The organism is Spirosoma sp. KNUC1025 (assembly GCF_045160025.1).
In the GTDB taxonomy this organism is placed as follows: Bacteria; Bacteroidota; Bacteroidia; order Cytophagales; family Spirosomataceae; genus Spirosoma.
On the sequence record NZ_CP087139.1, the window covers coordinates 1,670,157 to 1,684,684 of the forward strand.

Annotated in this window: 14 protein-coding genes; 3 read left to right on the forward strand and 11 right to left on the reverse strand. The window is 50.9% G+C overall.

The annotated features are described in order from the left end of the window. Window positions 1-51 precede the first annotated feature (51 nt). The 3 genes from LN737_RS07290 to LN737_RS07300 all read left to right on the forward strand — a co-directional run bounded on the left by LN737_RS07290 (window position 52) and on the right by LN737_RS07300 (window position 4,131). Window positions 52-1,596 carry a c-type cytochrome domain-containing protein gene (locus tag LN737_RS07290; RefSeq protein WP_405517523.1) on the forward strand — a complete coding sequence of 515 codons (1,545 nt, stop codon included), beginning with the start codon at window positions 52-54 and terminating at the stop codon, window positions 1,594-1,596. 100 nt (window positions 1,597-1,696) lie between these two features. Continuing rightward, window positions 1,697-2,980 (forward strand): MFS transporter, encoded by a 1,284-nt coding sequence (locus LN737_RS07295; protein ID WP_405517525.1) that lies wholly within the window; start codon window positions 1,697-1,699, stop codon window positions 2,978-2,980. Beyond that, window positions 2,977-4,131 carry a mandelate racemase/muconate lactonizing enzyme family protein gene (locus tag LN737_RS07300; RefSeq protein WP_405517527.1) on the forward strand — a complete coding sequence of 385 codons (1,155 nt, stop codon included), beginning with the start codon at window positions 2,977-2,979 and terminating at the stop codon, window positions 4,129-4,131. The genes LN737_RS07295 and LN737_RS07300 overlap by 4 nt, the downstream gene beginning before the upstream one ends. A gap of 813 nt (window positions 4,132-4,944) precedes the next feature. On the opposite strand, the gene LN737_RS07305 is transcribed toward LN737_RS07300, so the two are convergent. The 11 genes from LN737_RS07305 to LN737_RS07355 form a co-directional block, all read right to left on the reverse strand. Then, complete coding sequence (locus tag LN737_RS07305) at window positions 4,945-5,838, reverse strand: hypothetical protein (protein WP_405517529.1); 894 nt, start codon at window positions 5,836-5,838, stop codon at window positions 4,945-4,947. 405 nt (window positions 5,839-6,243) lie between these two features. After that, window positions 6,244-6,516, reverse strand: coding sequence for a cupin domain-containing protein (locus tag LN737_RS07310; RefSeq protein ID WP_405520332.1), 273 nt, complete (start codon window positions 6,514-6,516; stop codon window positions 6,244-6,246). A 91-nt stretch (window positions 6,517-6,607) separates the two neighbouring features. Next, on the reverse strand, window positions 6,608-6,802 hold the full coding sequence (locus tag LN737_RS07315) for a hypothetical protein (protein WP_405517531.1): 195 nt from the start codon (window positions 6,800-6,802) through the stop codon (window positions 6,608-6,610). A gap of 18 nt (window positions 6,803-6,820) precedes the next feature. After that, window positions 6,821-7,810: an ABC transporter substrate-binding protein gene (locus LN737_RS07320; RefSeq protein ID WP_405517533.1), complete on the reverse strand. Its 990-nt coding sequence runs from the start codon at window positions 7,808-7,810 to the stop codon at window positions 6,821-6,823. 195 nt (window positions 7,811-8,005) lie between these two features. Beyond that, complete coding sequence (locus LN737_RS07325; RefSeq protein ID WP_405517535.1) at window positions 8,006-8,515, reverse strand: SgcJ/EcaC family oxidoreductase; 510 nt, start codon at window positions 8,513-8,515, stop codon at window positions 8,006-8,008. 94 nt (window positions 8,516-8,609) lie between these two features. Further along, entirely contained in the window at window positions 8,610-9,824 is a 1,215-nt protein-coding gene (locus tag LN737_RS07330) for an amidohydrolase family protein (RefSeq protein WP_405517537.1), read from the reverse strand. A gap of 10 nt (window positions 9,825-9,834) precedes the next feature. Further along, window positions 9,835-10,575 (reverse strand): LytTR family DNA-binding domain-containing protein, encoded by a 741-nt coding sequence (locus LN737_RS07335; RefSeq protein WP_405517539.1) that lies wholly within the window; start codon window positions 10,573-10,575, stop codon window positions 9,835-9,837. After that, complete coding sequence (locus tag LN737_RS07340; RefSeq protein WP_405517541.1) at window positions 10,569-12,686, reverse strand: sensor histidine kinase; 2,118 nt, start codon at window positions 12,684-12,686, stop codon at window positions 10,569-10,571. The genes LN737_RS07335 and LN737_RS07340 overlap by 7 nt, the downstream gene beginning before the upstream one ends. Before the next feature lie 138 nt (window positions 12,687-12,824). After that, on the reverse strand, window positions 12,825-13,307 hold the full coding sequence (locus tag LN737_RS07345) for a hypothetical protein (protein ID WP_405517543.1): 483 nt from the start codon (window positions 13,305-13,307) through the stop codon (window positions 12,825-12,827). A 327-nt stretch (window positions 13,308-13,634) separates the two neighbouring features. Then, a complete protein-coding gene (locus LN737_RS07350) occupies window positions 13,635-13,958 on the reverse strand; it encodes a dihydrofolate reductase family protein (RefSeq protein WP_405517544.1) in 324 nt (107 codons plus the stop codon). Beyond that, window positions 13,952-14,227 carry a hypothetical protein gene (locus LN737_RS07355; RefSeq protein ID WP_405517545.1) on the reverse strand — a complete coding sequence of 92 codons (276 nt, stop codon included), beginning with the start codon at window positions 14,225-14,227 and terminating at the stop codon, window positions 13,952-13,954. The genes LN737_RS07350 and LN737_RS07355 overlap by 7 nt, the downstream gene beginning before the upstream one ends. Between the last annotated feature and the right edge of the window lie 301 nt (window positions 14,228-14,528).

Consider the following 14,528-nt stretch of genomic DNA (forward strand, 5'->3'; position numbering starts at 1 on the left):
ACGACATGCCGCGCTGAACCGGAGCGGGCTGTCTAATTTATTATTCTGCTTATGAATACGTTAATCCTGCTACAGGCTGCTACGTTTCCTTCCGAATGGGTATTGTTTTTGGGGCATTTTCACCCACTTCTTGTTCACTTACCGATTGGGTTTTTACTCATTGCCGGGTTGCTGGAGCTGGATCGGTTAACCCGTCGAAAGTCCGTTAGCCAGCACACTATTACGTTGATTTTATTCTGGTCGGCCGTGAGTGCTACCATGGCCTGCGGGTTTGGGTATATGCTATCGCTGGGCGGGGGCTATGATGCCGAAACGCTTGACGCACACATGTGGCAGGGAATTGGTGTGGCTGTTTTTGCGTGGGTGGCCTGGTCGGTCAAGTCCGAAAATCTGGGACGTATTGTGACCTTTGCTCCACTACTTTATTTGCCCGCACTCGGCATAGCGTTGGTGTTTCTGTTATCGGCCGGCCACCTGGGTGGAAACCTAACGCACGGTTCTGACTACCTGACACAGTTCGCACCTGGACCTATCCGAACACTAGCAGGACTACCGCCAAAACAACCCGACATCAGGATTGAACCAATCACTGACGTAAATCAGGCAATGGTGTATCAGCAGATTGTCAATCCTATCCTACAGGCTCGGTGTGTCCAATGCCATAATGCCGATAAATCGAAGGCGGGATTGCGACTCGATTCACCTGATAAAATAAAGAGAGGCTCTGAGGACGGCCCCATACTGGTGGTGGGAAACAGCAAAAAGAGTAAACTGGTGAGCGCTTGCTTACTGCCCGAAGATGACGACCATCACATGCCGCCCAAGGGGAAACCACAATTGACGGATAGCCAGATTGCATTGCTAACGTGGTGGATCGATCAGGGCGCTACGTTCGACAGAAAAGTGACTGACCTTACCGTAAACGATGCTATCCGCCCGGTACTTGCTTCTTTGGGCGGCAATGGTCCACTTGAGAAAGATGGTCAGAACGTAGCGGAAAAGGGCCGTAACGACGGACAACCCGCCCCTGAATCGCCGGTGTTGACGATGAAGATGCCAGCCGCTGATCCGAAAGGTATTGAGGAAGTAAAGCAGACGGGCTTGCTGGTGTTGCCATTGTCGAAGGAGCAAAATCAACTGGAAGTTAGCGCGGTGAATGCCCATACGTTCAACGATGCGCAGGCCGCTACGTTACTGAAACTTAGCCATCAGATTGTCTGGCTCAAATTAGGCGATACCGAGATCTCTGACGCTACGTTGGCGCAGGTAGCGAAACTGAAAAATCTTCAAAAGCTCCATCTGGAACAAACCAACATAACGGACGCCGGTCTGAAAAAGCTCAGCGTATTGGCTAATCTGGAGTATCTGAATTTGTACGGTACGGAAATCACGGATGCTGGCCTGGCCGATCTTGTTACATTGAAAAACCTGAAAACTATTTATCTCTGGCAAACCAAAACGACCCAGAAAGGCAAGGCGATGCTGAAAAAAGCAATGCCGACACTTGACATAGTCGACGGCATCAGTGAACAAAGCCTGGCTGAACTTACCAAATTGAACGCAGGACCAAAGGACAACCTGGCCGGGAAGCATTAAAATTGTAAGTTGCCTTTTCATGGGGACGGAATTGACGTTTTAATGAATTTATGGCATTCGATGCCTTTTACTCAGATACTGGTCCGTTCCCAAATCACCCATGATTGAAAAACCCACCCGAAAGCGATTCACGATTCTGGCCCTGGTTTTCGGGTCAGTGGTCATCAACTATCTCGACCGGAGTAACATTTCCATTGCGGCTCCCCTAATGAAAACCGACCTCGGCCTCGACTCGGTTCGGATGGGGTACGTCTTCTCGGCGTTTTCGATTACGTACGCCCTGTTGCAAGTGCCGGGTGGGGCTATTGTCGACCGGGTCAATCCGCGTAAACTCTATCCGTTTATTTTGTTTTGGTGGTCGCTGGCGACGATGGTGCAAGGCTTTCTACAGACGTTTGGCGGATTTCTGTCTACCCGTGCCGCTGTTGGCGTGTTTGAGGCTCCGGCTTACCCCATGAACAACCGCATCGTAACGGCCTGGTTTCCCGAGCATGAACGGGCTTCGGCCATTGCCAGCTACACCTCCGGGCAATTTATTGGCCTGGCGTTTTTGAGCCCACTACTGGTACTCATTCAGGATTGGGTAGGCTGGCGGGGCCTGTTCATTACGTCAGGTCTGATCGGAATCGTGTGGTCGCTTGTCTGGTACGTCTTTTACCGCTCACCGGAGCAACATACCGGGCTCAATCAGGCCGAACGGTCGCTCATTGCGCCAGACAACCCAAACACACAGAATGGAGGAATGGTAACAAAAGTAGCCTTATTTCAGTGGTCCGACCTACACTACCCATTTTCGTATCGCAAGCTCTGGGGACTCTACATCGGGCAATTCTGCCTGAACACCTTATTTGCTTTTTTTTTAACCTGGTTTCCCACCTACCTGGTCGAGTATCGGGGCTTGAGCTTCGTTAAAACGGGCTGGCTATCATCGATTCCATTTTTAGCGGCTTTCTTTGGTGTATTGCTGTCGGGATTCTTGTCGGATTACCTGGTACGTACCGGCCATTCCAATGCGTTTGCCCGTAAAACACCCATTCTGACGGGCATGTTACTGTCCATGTCGATTCTGTTTGCCAACTATACCAATGATACCTCACTCATTATTTTTTTTCTGTCACTGGCTTTTTTTGGTAACGGATTGGCGTCGATTACCTGGGTGTTTATTTCCTTAATGGCTCCGCGTCAACTGATTGGGCTGGTGGGGGGAGTTTTCAACTTTATCGGCGGGCTGGCAGCAGTTGTCACGCCCATCGTGATCGGCTATCTAGTCAAAGCAGGTGATTTCCAGCCGGTATTAATATATATAGCCGTAGTGACTGCCGTTGGCTTTTGTAGCTACCTATTTCTGGTGGGTAGAGTAGAACGAATCGTTATCGAATCATGAAAATTACGGACGTAAAAGCTTATCCGTTCTGGCTGGGAGAACGGAATATCTGTTTGGTCAAAGTCGAGACCGATGAGGGTATATACGGCTGGGGCGAGTCGGGGCTGTCGGGCCGCGAACTGGCAGTGGTGGGTGCGATCAGGCATTTTCGGGAGTTTCTGGTGGGGAAGAACCCGTTTATGATCGGAGCCTTATGGCAGGAAATGTACCGGAGCCAGTATTTTGAAGGTGGGCGGGTATTGACGGCGGCCATTTCAGCCATCGATATTGCCCTCTACGATTTGAAAGGAAAAGCCCTGGGTATGCCGGTGTACGAGCTGCTTGGTGGAAAACAACGTAATCATATTCCTTGCTTCATCACAACGTCGAAGCCAATGGGCGACGTGTTGATCGAGGAGGCTAAAACGTTTGCGTCTGCTGGATGGAGCGTTATCCGAACCTTAACGGGAGTGAATGGGGATGCGCTCCGAGCTACTACGTTTAATCCCCGCCAGTCGATCGCCGAAGTAACGGCCTGCCTAACCGAACTTCGCCAGGAATTAGGCACTAGCATTACGTTAGGAATGGACTACCATCACCGGCTGTCGGTGGCCGAAGCGGCTTCATTCTGCCAGAAGCTGCCTCCCGGAACGCTCGATTTTCTGGAGGAGCCCATTCGTGGTCAGACCCCATCGGCCTATCAAATGCTCCGACAGATGGTAGATATTCCGTTGGCCATCGGCGAGGAATTTGCCAGCAAATGGGATTTTCTACCCTATGTCGAGCAGAATATCACCAACTTCGGTAGGATTGATGTATGCAACGTGGGCGGACTAACGGAAGCAGTGAAGGTGGCCGGCTGGTGCGAAGCCCATTACATCGACATCATGCCCCACAACCCGCTTGGCCCCATCTGCACGGCTGCTACTATTCATCTGGCGGCTGCCGTTCCCAATTTTGCCTGGCTGGAAGTACCGCCCTACGACACCGATCTATTAGGCCAGCAGGACTATTTTATCAATCCGCCCCTGGTGGAAAATACCGTCTTCGTTCTTTCCGACGCGCCGGGTCTGGGCGTAGATGTGCGTGAGGAGGTTCTCTCCAGACAACCGTTCCGGTTTTGGGAAGCCCCCCGGCTTTACAAATCCGACGGGTCGTTTACAAATTGGTAGCAGCAGTTTACGGGACGACACTGAGTTTATAGATACCAAAGTAAGTTAGACAAAGAGGAGCCGTTCGTAAGGCCAATCGGACTCAGTTATTCCGCGGCTGCAGCAAGTCAACCAAATTTGTGACCGGCAGTTTGTCGTTGAAACGTAAAATTGAAAAAGTAAACGAATGTTTTTTATGAAGATTTTGTGCAGGGCAGTCTGTTCAAAATAGAAACATTGCTATATTAATTTTCCTTTATCTTGGCCGAGCATTTATATTTGTAGAATTAGCTGGGGGATAGGTAAATAAAGAGTTCGGTGAGTGAACAGGATACAATACTTTGGCAAGCATTTCGAGAGGGCGACCGGCAAGCCTTCGAGGAGTTGCTTCGTATGTATTATAGACCCCTGTTCGAATACGGAAACGTAGGAAGAAAAACGGCTGTTCCAATGGGGCTCCTGGCTGTGGTGATACGTTAAGGTACCAGCAGCGGTAAGGATGAACTCTTTGTGTTTGTAGGCTTCGAGAAGATGGCCGTTGGTGGTATAAGCAAAATAAGCGTTTTGGTGGTAATGCCAGGGGCAACTACGCTGGCTATGGTATACAGACTGGACCAGCGGTAACCCGTTTACAATGAGCTCCGTTCAAGACTGACCGAAAAGCGACTGTCCTTTTCTTAGCGCATCCATATTCCTGAGTATTTTTAGGAAATAATGCACCTATTTTTTTAAGATAGGTTAAGGTTACTTTTAGTAAGCAGTAGTTTGTACGAGTTGCTGCGTGGCATGTTTGTTAGACAGGCATGGCTGATTTGAAGAGTTATTGGCTTATGCCTACCGATTGTAGTTCACTAGCTTTGTGCCAGTCAGTTTAGTTTCCCGTCGTCTGGAAAATCGGAATCGAACGGTCGCGTTACCTTGTGGCTGTAGTTCAAACTGGGCTTCGGTGTCGTTTACACCCCCGATAAACGTATTGGCGTCACGATACGACAAGCCGCCCGAAATCTGGTTATTCCGTTTGTAGAACAGCAGGTCGCCTTGCCGGTAGAACTCCATCATCGAGTTGTCGCTCATCTTATAGACACCCGAAACCTTTTGAAAAACGGTGCCGTCCGGCAGATACTCCTTTCTCAGAATAACATCAAACCGTAGTGCGCTTTCGTTGTCTTTGGTTTTAGTCAAAGGCAGGATTCGGTTGATCGATAAGGGCGATTTGGTGCTCGGGTCGGATTCTAAATTTGGATCACCTTTAAAGTAAAGTTGTGTGATCAAATCCTGCTGCCCTTCGGCCGATATCCGCATATGAATATGGGCGGGCCGGTATTGACTGGGATCAGCTTCGCTAGGGTACGCTACCGGAATGCTGGTAACAAACGAATAGGCCCCGTTCCGGTTTAGCTGCTGGCTGGCGCGGTAAATGAACTCATCGGACGTATTATCGTAGAGACCGTCTTTGTTACATTGCCAGATTTCGATTAAACCCTTCTTCATTGGCGTTTTGCCATCTTCTTTATAGACGGTGCCGGATAAGTGTAGGATTTCGCCAGCGAATCCGGCTGGGTTTAGGTTCGTTCTGAATGGAGCACCCGGTCGGTACCAGGGCCCTAAGATGTCAGTCGTCGTGGGACTGTCGCCAACAGAGCGGCCTTCCCGCCAGCTTATCTGGCCGAATGCCCCTATTCCAACGGCAAACAGGCCCATTTCTTCTATAAATGTTCGGCGTCGCATAAGCAATCATTTTTTAGTAAAGTGCTGTTGGCCAATCTAATTAGAAAAGGAGCGTCTATTTTTTGCGTACCTCGGTCGATTGATGCGAAACGCAGTGCCATCGATTCATAGCTGATGAACGCTATCAAAAGTCGGAGTAACGGGTAATACCTGTGCGTATAGTTCGCTATTATCACGTTGGCAGTAGTACCTCTTCACCATTTGGCTTGCTGACGAAAGCATCGTTGTGACGTCTCATGATGGATATCCGTTTAATTTCGAGGTTATATCCTCACCGACGAATCGCTCCTCGGCTTTCTATCTTTACTCAGTGACCGTACCAGGCTGAAAGAACACAGACTACCAGCACGGTATATACGCTACGTTTGCCTGGCCCGCTATCCAGACGGATGTAAAGACGACGGCTTATTCAGTAGGAAGGGGAGGGCCAAGGATTTCCATGCCGTAAGCACGCCAAAGCACCTGCTCTTCCTGTTGATTGGCAAACGATCCTCTTTCTCGTCGCTCCCTGAAGAACTCCTCCATCCTGCCTGCTGGCTGAAACAGAGTCAACAGAATACCAGAGCCTTCATTGACCTTGGCAAAGGCATGAGCCAACCCACGCGGTACGAGGACGCTATCTCCTGCTTTACAATGAAGCAGCTCGTCGCCCGCTTTTATAGCGTATTCGCCCTCGATGACGCGAAACTATTCATCCTGCTCCTGGTGCAGATGCAGGGGCGGTCCCCCTTTTTCAATTCGTTCCGTCTCATAGATATAGACGCCCCCCTTAGATATAGACGCCCCCCTGGGAGGGAGTCCTTACCGGAAACTTTAGTGGTAGACCCACCACCCCCTGAGCATTCGTCGATGTGCCGGTAAAGCGATCTTTGCCAGCCTCTACCTTGACGCCTTTCTTGGGCTTAGGTTGCCAGCTTGCATGAGCAGCCAGCAGGGGAGTCTGAAGAAATAAACGACGTTTCATGGTTTTAAAGCTACGTTCTTACCGTTCAATGACCTTGCTAGCCTCAGCCAGCAACTCTTTAGAAAAATTTATCCCCAATTTGTCGGCGGCCGATTTGTTTAATGTCAGGTAATACTTCTCTGGTTGTTTAATGGGCAGGTCACCGGGTTTGGCTCCTTTCAGTATCTTCGACACGTAATGAGCTGCTTCCCGGAATTGTTGAGTAAGATCCGGTGCCCAGGCCATCAGCCCACCGATTTCCGCAAACACAGCCTGCTGGTAAATGGCCGGAATACGGTTGCGGAGGGCGAAATCAACCATCAGCTTACGGTTGGCCAATGTAAGCGCTCCCTGAAAGTTGAGCATTCCGTTCATGCCGTCGCTCCCCAGCGCTTCCAAGGCTTTTTCCAATTCGGGCAAGGTAGTCACTTGATAGGGCCTGACTTTCACCCCCAAGGTCGTAGCTGTTTTCTCGGCTTCGGAAAGCTGAATTTCATGCCCTCCGACACCAGGCGTTCCAGAAATCAACGCAATACGTGTTACGTTCGGAGCAGCCGCTTTTAGCAACTGAAGCCGTCTGGCCGTAACTCCTTCAGGCAATTCGTCCATTCCGGTATAGATGCCTCCAGGGTGTTCCAAACGTTTAGCCAGGCCGTTGCTGACCATGCCGGGACAAGTAACCAGCACCATGGGCATGTTAGGGTTGTTCTTTCTAATTTCCAGGGCTAAGGGAAGCGATGCCGCAACGATTAGTACCAGGTCCATTTGCGCCAGCTCGGTCGCCATAGACGTGGCATCCGGGCTGTTTGGTCGTGCCAGCCTTTTTTCAATGTGAATAGTTTTCTGGTCGGTAAAGCCGAGTTTTTGCAGTTCTTCGATGAAGGCTTTCTCCAGTTCCAACACTCCAGCCCCGCCCAGATAACCAATGGAAGGAACTCGCTGATTGGTAAAAAGATCGTTACCACGTACGAGCAACGGCATCAGCGTAAGTAGTGAAAATTCTTTCAAAAACGTTCGTCTTGTTGTCATATGCTGACCGATAACTTATTGATGGGCGAATGCGTGACACACGTTTACACCAAGTAAGGAGTAAAATTTTACGTAGATATACTTTCTCTATAAACGGTAATAATTTATAGATCAGCTCATTAGTTGGTTTGACAGTATGCTACGTTGCGGCCCATTTCGTTCTTTATAGCAACAAGTTGCAGGCATCCTTTCTACTTAGTTGTGTGCCGGAACGGGCGTGTCGGGCTTTAAGTCCACATTGTGATACACAACAATTTTCCAGTCGCCTTTTTGCTTTTGGAAGACCTGAAGCAGCCGGGTATGTAGACGTCCCTTGTCGTCGATGTGAATGGCTTTGGGCGAACCGCCTTTTGGAAATCCAGTAATCCAGGTAAGTGTTTCGACAATGGCAGCCTCAGGGCTGAGAAACCGGAAGGAGACTATATTCTGGTGCATAACCGTTTTGGCAAACATGCCTTTGAATATCTCAACATGCCTATCTAAAAACGGCTGATGCCCGGTGAAAAACATACCTCGAATATTGGTAAATGTTCCATTCTCGGCGAAATGTTTAGAGTAAGTAACAGCATCCCCCCTGTTCCAGGAAGTGACTTCTTCCTGAAGGATCGTTTGAATAGTCAGCGAATCGGCGCTTTGTTGTGCTTGCGTTGGCGTCGCAAAAAGCATGACCAGGCTTGTCACGGTAATGATAAATAGTTGGTTCATCGGTATGATACGTTAAGGGAAGAATGTTGATTCACGAATGGCTTACAACTTCTCAATACAAAAAACACGTAACGTTTCCATAAACATCGTTCGTTTATCCGGCAATCCGGAAGATACGCTCAGCATTAACATGCGCTACCTTGGCTCGTTCCTGATCCGTGAGCGTAGCTGATTCAATAAAGGACACGGCCGGTGCTGTGGGTTGGTAGGGATAATCAATCGCCCACATCACCGAGTCGATACCGAGCTTATCGATGCTAAACCGGAGCGCAAGCGGGTCCTCGACACCACTGGTAGTAATCGAAAAGTTGCGTTTGAAATATTCGCTCGGTTTGAGCTGGTTACCCCGACCGGCCCTGGCCCCCGGTGCGCCCATAAAGTCGAGCCGCCACAACCAGAACGGCAGAGCCTCGCCCATATGACCCAGCACAATCTTCAGGCGGGGAAAGCGATCCAGGACGCCACTCAGCATCAACCGTAAGGCGTGCGTACCAGCTTCAATAGCATACCCCCAGATGGCCCCTTCGATGCGGTAGTCGCGGAAAGGAGCGGCCATACCGTCCGACGGAGCGCGGGGGTGAATGTAAAGCGGGGCGCCCAACGCTTCGGCGGCTTCCAGGATAGGCCAGAACCGTTGTTCATCCAGGTAAGCGTTGCCGGTATGGGAGTTGACCAGAAACCCATTGAGCTTGAGCGTGTTGATGGACCGTTCCATTTCCTTAGCGGCTTCAGACGGGTCCTGGGGCGCAAAACAGGCCAGCCCCGCAAAACGCGTTGGATGACGGCGAATGGCCTCGGCCAGCCGGTCGTTGGACAGGCGGGCCAGGCCTACCGCCTGATCGGTTTCAAACATCTGCACACCCGGTAGCCCCAACGAGAGCAGGTGCATGTCTACCCCATTCTCATCCATATCCGCCAGACGTCCATCATCCAGGTCCAGCAGTTTTGGGAGCATCAACCGCGAACTGGCATCCCGGTTCGATACGGGCGGAGGGGCTTGTGAGGAGGTGGCAGAAGCGACTAGGGGCGGGGCGTCGTAAATCGTAGACAAGAGCTTTAGGTCCAGGTTTGAGCCACCCCGCCGGGTCAACTCACGCACAGCCGTGGCTACCTCCGGAATCATGAAGGCTTCCTCCGTAGCAATCTTTCGGACGCGCTTTCCGACGGTGGGGGGCGTATTCACGTCGGCATGTGATGTAAGTACCCCGGCCTGGTCGGGCCACCCGGCAACGGTAGCGAGTGCTGATAGCTGCACCAATGCGGTTCGGCGATTCACCGGCGCATTTTCTTCGTACAGTTTGGTAGACATGGTTGTTTCGTTAAAAACTGATGGCCTGTAGAAACTCTGCTTTCTTACGTTTGGATACATCCAGCACAACCCCATTGCTCATCACCACCTGACCGCCTTCCCCGCGAACGTAGCGTTCCATAAACAGCTTGTTAATCATGTGGGCATGGTGAATCCTGATGAACGTTTCGGTTGGCAGCAACTCTTCAAACTCTTTCAGGGTGCGGCTCACCAGAAATTTCAGGGAGCCACTGAGGTAGATGTATGTATAGTTTGCGCTGGCTTCGAGGTAAATAATGTCATCAATAGCAATGAACTGCAGGCCCTCGAAGGTGGGAATACTAATGCGTCGGGGTTGTTTCTTCTGCACGTATTCCAGTAGCAGCTGTACTTGCGATTCGGCCGATTGGTTCAGTCGGTTCGCTTCGGCTTTCGCGACGGCCGCTTTTAACTCGTCGATGTCGACCGGTTTTACCAGGTAATCCAGCGCGCTGTATCGGATAGCCTTAATGGCATAATGGTCATAGGCTGTGACGAAGATCAGCGCGAACTGTTTGTACGACAGGTGCTGAAGCATTAGAAAACCATTCATCACCGGCATTTCAATATCCAGAAAGACCACATCTGGCTGCAGGCTGTCAATGGCTTTCAGCCCATCCTGACCGTTATCGCACTGGGCTATGATTCGGATCTGCGGACAGTGCCGACGTAACTTTTCGCTGAGCGCGCTCAGGTTGCTCTGGTCATCGTCAATCAATACAGCTTTCAGCATGGCATGTAGGGTTCAGCGCTATTGATCCGGACGACTGCCTTAGTGCCAGCCGGCCTACCGTCCTCTTCCAGATCGCTGATCTGAACATCGGCTAACCGGTGGTGCCGGTTGTGAAGCTGAATGCGCTCCCGCGTTATCTGAATGCCATACGACTGGTGTTCGGGCCGGTTTAGTTCCTTTAATCGGGCAGCCTGCGCACGGCCAATCCCATTGTCGATGACCGAATAAATGATGTACTCATCCTTCAGCCAGGCGGCTATATCCAGTTGGCGACAATTGTCAGGTTTATTGAGCAGACCGTGATGAATCGCGTTTTCCACGAAGGGCTGAATAATCAGGGGAGGAACTTGGTAATCGCCTGCGATCAACTCCGGGGCGGCCGTCAGTGAATAACTGAATTTATGATTGCATCGGAACTGTTCCAGCTCCAGGTATAAGCGCAGGGTGTCGAAATCTTTCTGAAAATGAACCAGGTTGTTTTTGGAGCTGTCGAGCACCAGCCGAATCAGTTTGGCGAACCGGGCCAGGTAGGTCGTGGCCTTGTCGGGCTGACCGGTCTGGATGAGGTTATCAATGGCGCTCAGACAGTTGAAGATAAAATGTGGATTCATCTGCGTGCGTAGGGCCTGCATTTCCAGCTCCAGGGCTTTGCGTTTGAGGCTCGACTGAGCTTGTTCGTGGCGAAGGACTTCGTTTTTCCGCTTGAGCGTCATCGTTCGGAACACCAGCAACGAACAGACCAACAGACCCAGTAAACCACCCGCCAGCATATTCGTTGACTGTGATTGTCGCTGCAATTCCTGTTGCTTGACAACGAGTTGCTGCTCCTTCAGAGCTTTATCCTGTTTCAACAACCGAATGCGGTTTTCTGCCTGAGAAGCTGCCAGATAAAGGGCCGTTCGCTGGGCAAACTGAAGGGCGGCCAGCGAATCGTTGAGCGCCGTATATTGCTTAAAATACCCGTAAGCACTGTCGGGTCGCTTCACCTGCTCAAACAGCGTAGCCATTAGCCCATTGGCGTCTTTGAGATACTGTTGATTGGCCGTCTGAAGAGCGGTTTGGCGTAACTCGCGGGCGTAACGCATCGCGGTCGGGTAATTCTGTTTTCCTTCGTACACCTTGGCCAGCGTCAGCAGCGATTGCATCAGCGGCATTACATCGCGTTTCCGGCGCAGATTGTCCATAAGCGGTAGTACATCGGCCAGCACCTGATCGTATTGATGGCGAGCCAGTTGCACCTCCACCGAAAAGCCCCACACATAAGCTCTGAACTTTTTCCGAACGGCTTCATCGGTGGTCAGTATCGCCAGATTATGCTGGTGTTTTTGCTGATAATACAGCACCGAGTCATAGTTCCGAAGTTGCAGATGGGCATAGGCCATGTCTTCCAACTGGGGAAAGAGTAATAGAAATGGCGTGGCGTAGGGCAAAAATTGATAATAATAAGCGAGGGCCTTTTGCGGATCGCCCACCCGGTTGAACGACCGGCCGATGAACGCCAGTGAAACAGCCGTCAGTGCCGAATCCTTTATCTCTTTGCCTATTTTCTGGGACTGGATCAGATTTTCAAAGCCTTTCCAGTACTGCCCCCGTTTGCAGTACTGATAGCCAGCCGCCTGTATGGCCCAGCCCAGGGCTGCCCTGTCCCGAGCCGCCAGGGCGTACTGCCGGGCGTTGAGAGCGGCTCGTAACCCCTGCTCATACTGCCCCTGGCTTCCCAGCGCAATGGCCAGTAGGTAATACGCTTTCGACAGGGTGACTGGTTCGTTCTGGTTTTTCAATAACGCAATGACCTGTTCGCTCCGGTGAACCATCAGCTTGAAATCCGCTAACAACCGACCCGCTACGTCCCCCTGCGTCAGCAAAGCTACCGCCTGCCCGCGCAGGTATGCATTGGGCACAGCTTGCCGATAGGCCAGCCGCGCGTACTTGAGCGCAGAGTCGGCATGCACGTAGTAAAACGTAAACTCCCGGCCCAGGGCGTTCAGTCCATCCACCCGCGCCCGGCCTTCCAGTTCTGGAAGCGCCTGCCGCAACCGATCGATTCGGGCCGTTTGTGACCAAACCGGTATCGTCAGCATCAGAAACAGCATGGTTAGGCTAGCTCGCATACACAGTCGTTGTCAGGAAAATACGTACAGCATCACTAGATCGAACCCGTAAAGGCCGCTGGTCATTCAACCGATTAATATACAGCTAAATTTCTCAAAACGAGCTTGTTAATACAGAGCCAAGCTGATTTTATCCGGTCAGTACGTTATCATCCCCTTGTAGGTAATGCTTCCCGTTGGGTTTTTCGGATTCGCCAGGGCGTTGCCCACAAAGGTGCCGCTGGCTTTTTCGAACTTGCCGGTTCCGCCCTCAATCGTGTGCGTCACGGTAACGGCCGACGTACCGTCGGCATTAGGGGTAGATGTCCCCGTAAAGGTGGTCGTAAATACATCCCCGTTGTCGGCATAAAAAGTAGCTTCCCCACTTACGTTAAAAGGAGGAGGGGGCGTGATATGGATCGTAGCAGTCGCCACAAACTTGTTAATGTCTAGCGGCTTAGCTTGTGAGGTCCCTGTAGTCCGTTGCTTCAGCGTTGGGGCCGGATTGAGCACTTCATTTGTCGTGATGTAGGTTCCTTCAAAGGAAACGGATCTGGGCGAGATGGTATGATCCTGGCAAGAGAAGTGCACAGAAACCAATACCAATATGGCCAGCTTGGTCGTTGCGAGTTTAGCGCTCATGGCTCTTTTTACTGCTGATAACTAAATAGTAGTCGGGGCTTTCCCTTCCCAGATAGCCTTGTCAAAGGGCGATTCGTTATCAAAATAATATCAGGCTAGACAGCCAGAAAAGCAGCATTGAGCCAGCGGGCTTGTCCGTTTATTAACTGGGCAGATTGGCTGAACAAATGAGGTGATTTGGTCAGTACACTAAAGCGTATGCTACGGATTGTGTTGGACAGTTGTTAAAAAATCAGACGACCATCACAAAATATTCTCAAAATACACTCTTACTTGAGACAAAGGAATTTTCACATATAAACGCCAAAAACAAGGTGATTAGCTCGCTCAACTACCCAGTACAGGATAACGCAGGTGAGTGACGCCAATCCCCGAAATGACAGTTGGGTTGCCAAGCCTATACGGGGTGTTTATCAACTGGTCGAAGAGCCGAATGCCAGACCCCAGAAGAACGGCAGCCATGTCAATCTGTAGTTCATCGAGTAGGCCCGCGTTTAAGCATTGTTGGATCGTTTCCGCACCATGAACCCCAACGGCCTTGCCTGCGGCCACAGCTTTCGCCTGCCTGACGGCCGACTCCAGACCATCCGTAACGAAGTGTACCGTCGAGTTCGGCTTTGGCCAGCTATCAGGAATCGAATGCGTCAGCACGAAGGCGGGTCCCCACCCATGATTGCCCCCCAGCCCTGGGCAACCTCGAAGGTTCGTCTACCCGTGAGTACCGCGCCCAATTCACGGACAAGACTTTGGTAATGGTGGGCACTGGGAGGGGATAAGTGAAAAGTCATGGCATCTGAACCGCCAGCCTCGATTTCCACCTCACCCGAGGAGTACCAATCGAACACTTGGGCTACCCCATCCTGTTTGTCGGCGACAAAGCCGTCCAGCGACATGGACATGATTGCGATGAGTTTTGACATTGTTTGTTAAGAGTAGTTACTCATTATAAAAGTAAAAAATGACCTTTTATAACCCCTATGTATACCAATTGCTTAATTTATTGTAAGCTATAAGGACCCCGCTTGTTTTTGAACGTGTTTTCGATGGGCCTACTGACCGTCTTTGGTGCGCAATACCCAAAACGGAGTCCATGAAATCGAATGGTATTTCGCCCTTTAGTCTGGGATTTTGTCACACTACTTTGGCCGCTAACATAGCCAGTTGGGCATAATAACCAATTGGCTATGTTAGCGGCCCTTTTTTTACCAATCCATCGCTTCC

What these genes read in the sequence shown, in the direction of transcription:
- LN737_RS07290 (WP_405517523.1), top strand. Translation starts at nt 52, where the DNA reads ATGAATACGTTAATCCTGCTACAGGCTGCTACGTTTCCTTCCGAATGG.
- LN737_RS07295 (WP_405517525.1), top strand. Translation starts at nt 1,697, where the DNA reads ATGATTGAAAAACCCACCCGAAAGCGATTCACGATTCTGGCCCTGGTT.
- LN737_RS07300 (WP_405517527.1), top strand. Translation starts at nt 2,977, where the DNA reads ATGAAAATTACGGACGTAAAAGCTTATCCGTTCTGGCTGGGAGAACGG.
- LN737_RS07305 (WP_405517529.1), bottom strand. Translation starts at nt 5,838, where the DNA reads ATGCGACGCCGAACATTTATAGAAGAAATGGGCCTGTTTGCCGTTGGA.
- LN737_RS07315 (WP_405517531.1), bottom strand. Translation starts at nt 6,802, where the DNA reads ATGAAACGTCGTTTATTTCTTCAGACTCCCCTGCTGGCTGCTCATGCA.
- LN737_RS07320 (WP_405517533.1), bottom strand. Translation starts at nt 7,810, where the DNA reads ATGACAACAAGACGAACGTTTTTGAAAGAATTTTCACTACTTACGCTG.
- LN737_RS07325 (WP_405517535.1), bottom strand. Translation starts at nt 8,515, where the DNA reads ATGAACCAACTATTTATCATTACCGTGACAAGCCTGGTCATGCTTTTT.
- LN737_RS07330 (WP_405517537.1), bottom strand. Translation starts at nt 9,824, where the DNA reads ATGTCTACCAAACTGTACGAAGAAAATGCGCCGGTGAATCGCCGAACC.
- LN737_RS07335 (WP_405517539.1), bottom strand. Translation starts at nt 10,575, where the DNA reads ATGCTGAAAGCTGTATTGATTGACGATGACCAGAGCAACCTGAGCGCG.
- LN737_RS07340 (WP_405517541.1), bottom strand. Translation starts at nt 12,686, where the DNA reads ATGCGAGCTAGCCTAACCATGCTGTTTCTGATGCTGACGATACCGGTT.
- LN737_RS07345 (WP_405517543.1), bottom strand. Translation starts at nt 13,307, where the DNA reads ATGAGCGCTAAACTCGCAACGACCAAGCTGGCCATATTGGTATTGGTT.
- LN737_RS07355 (WP_405517545.1), bottom strand. Translation starts at nt 14,227, where the DNA reads ATGTCAAAACTCATCGCAATCATGTCCATGTCGCTGGACGGCTTTGTC.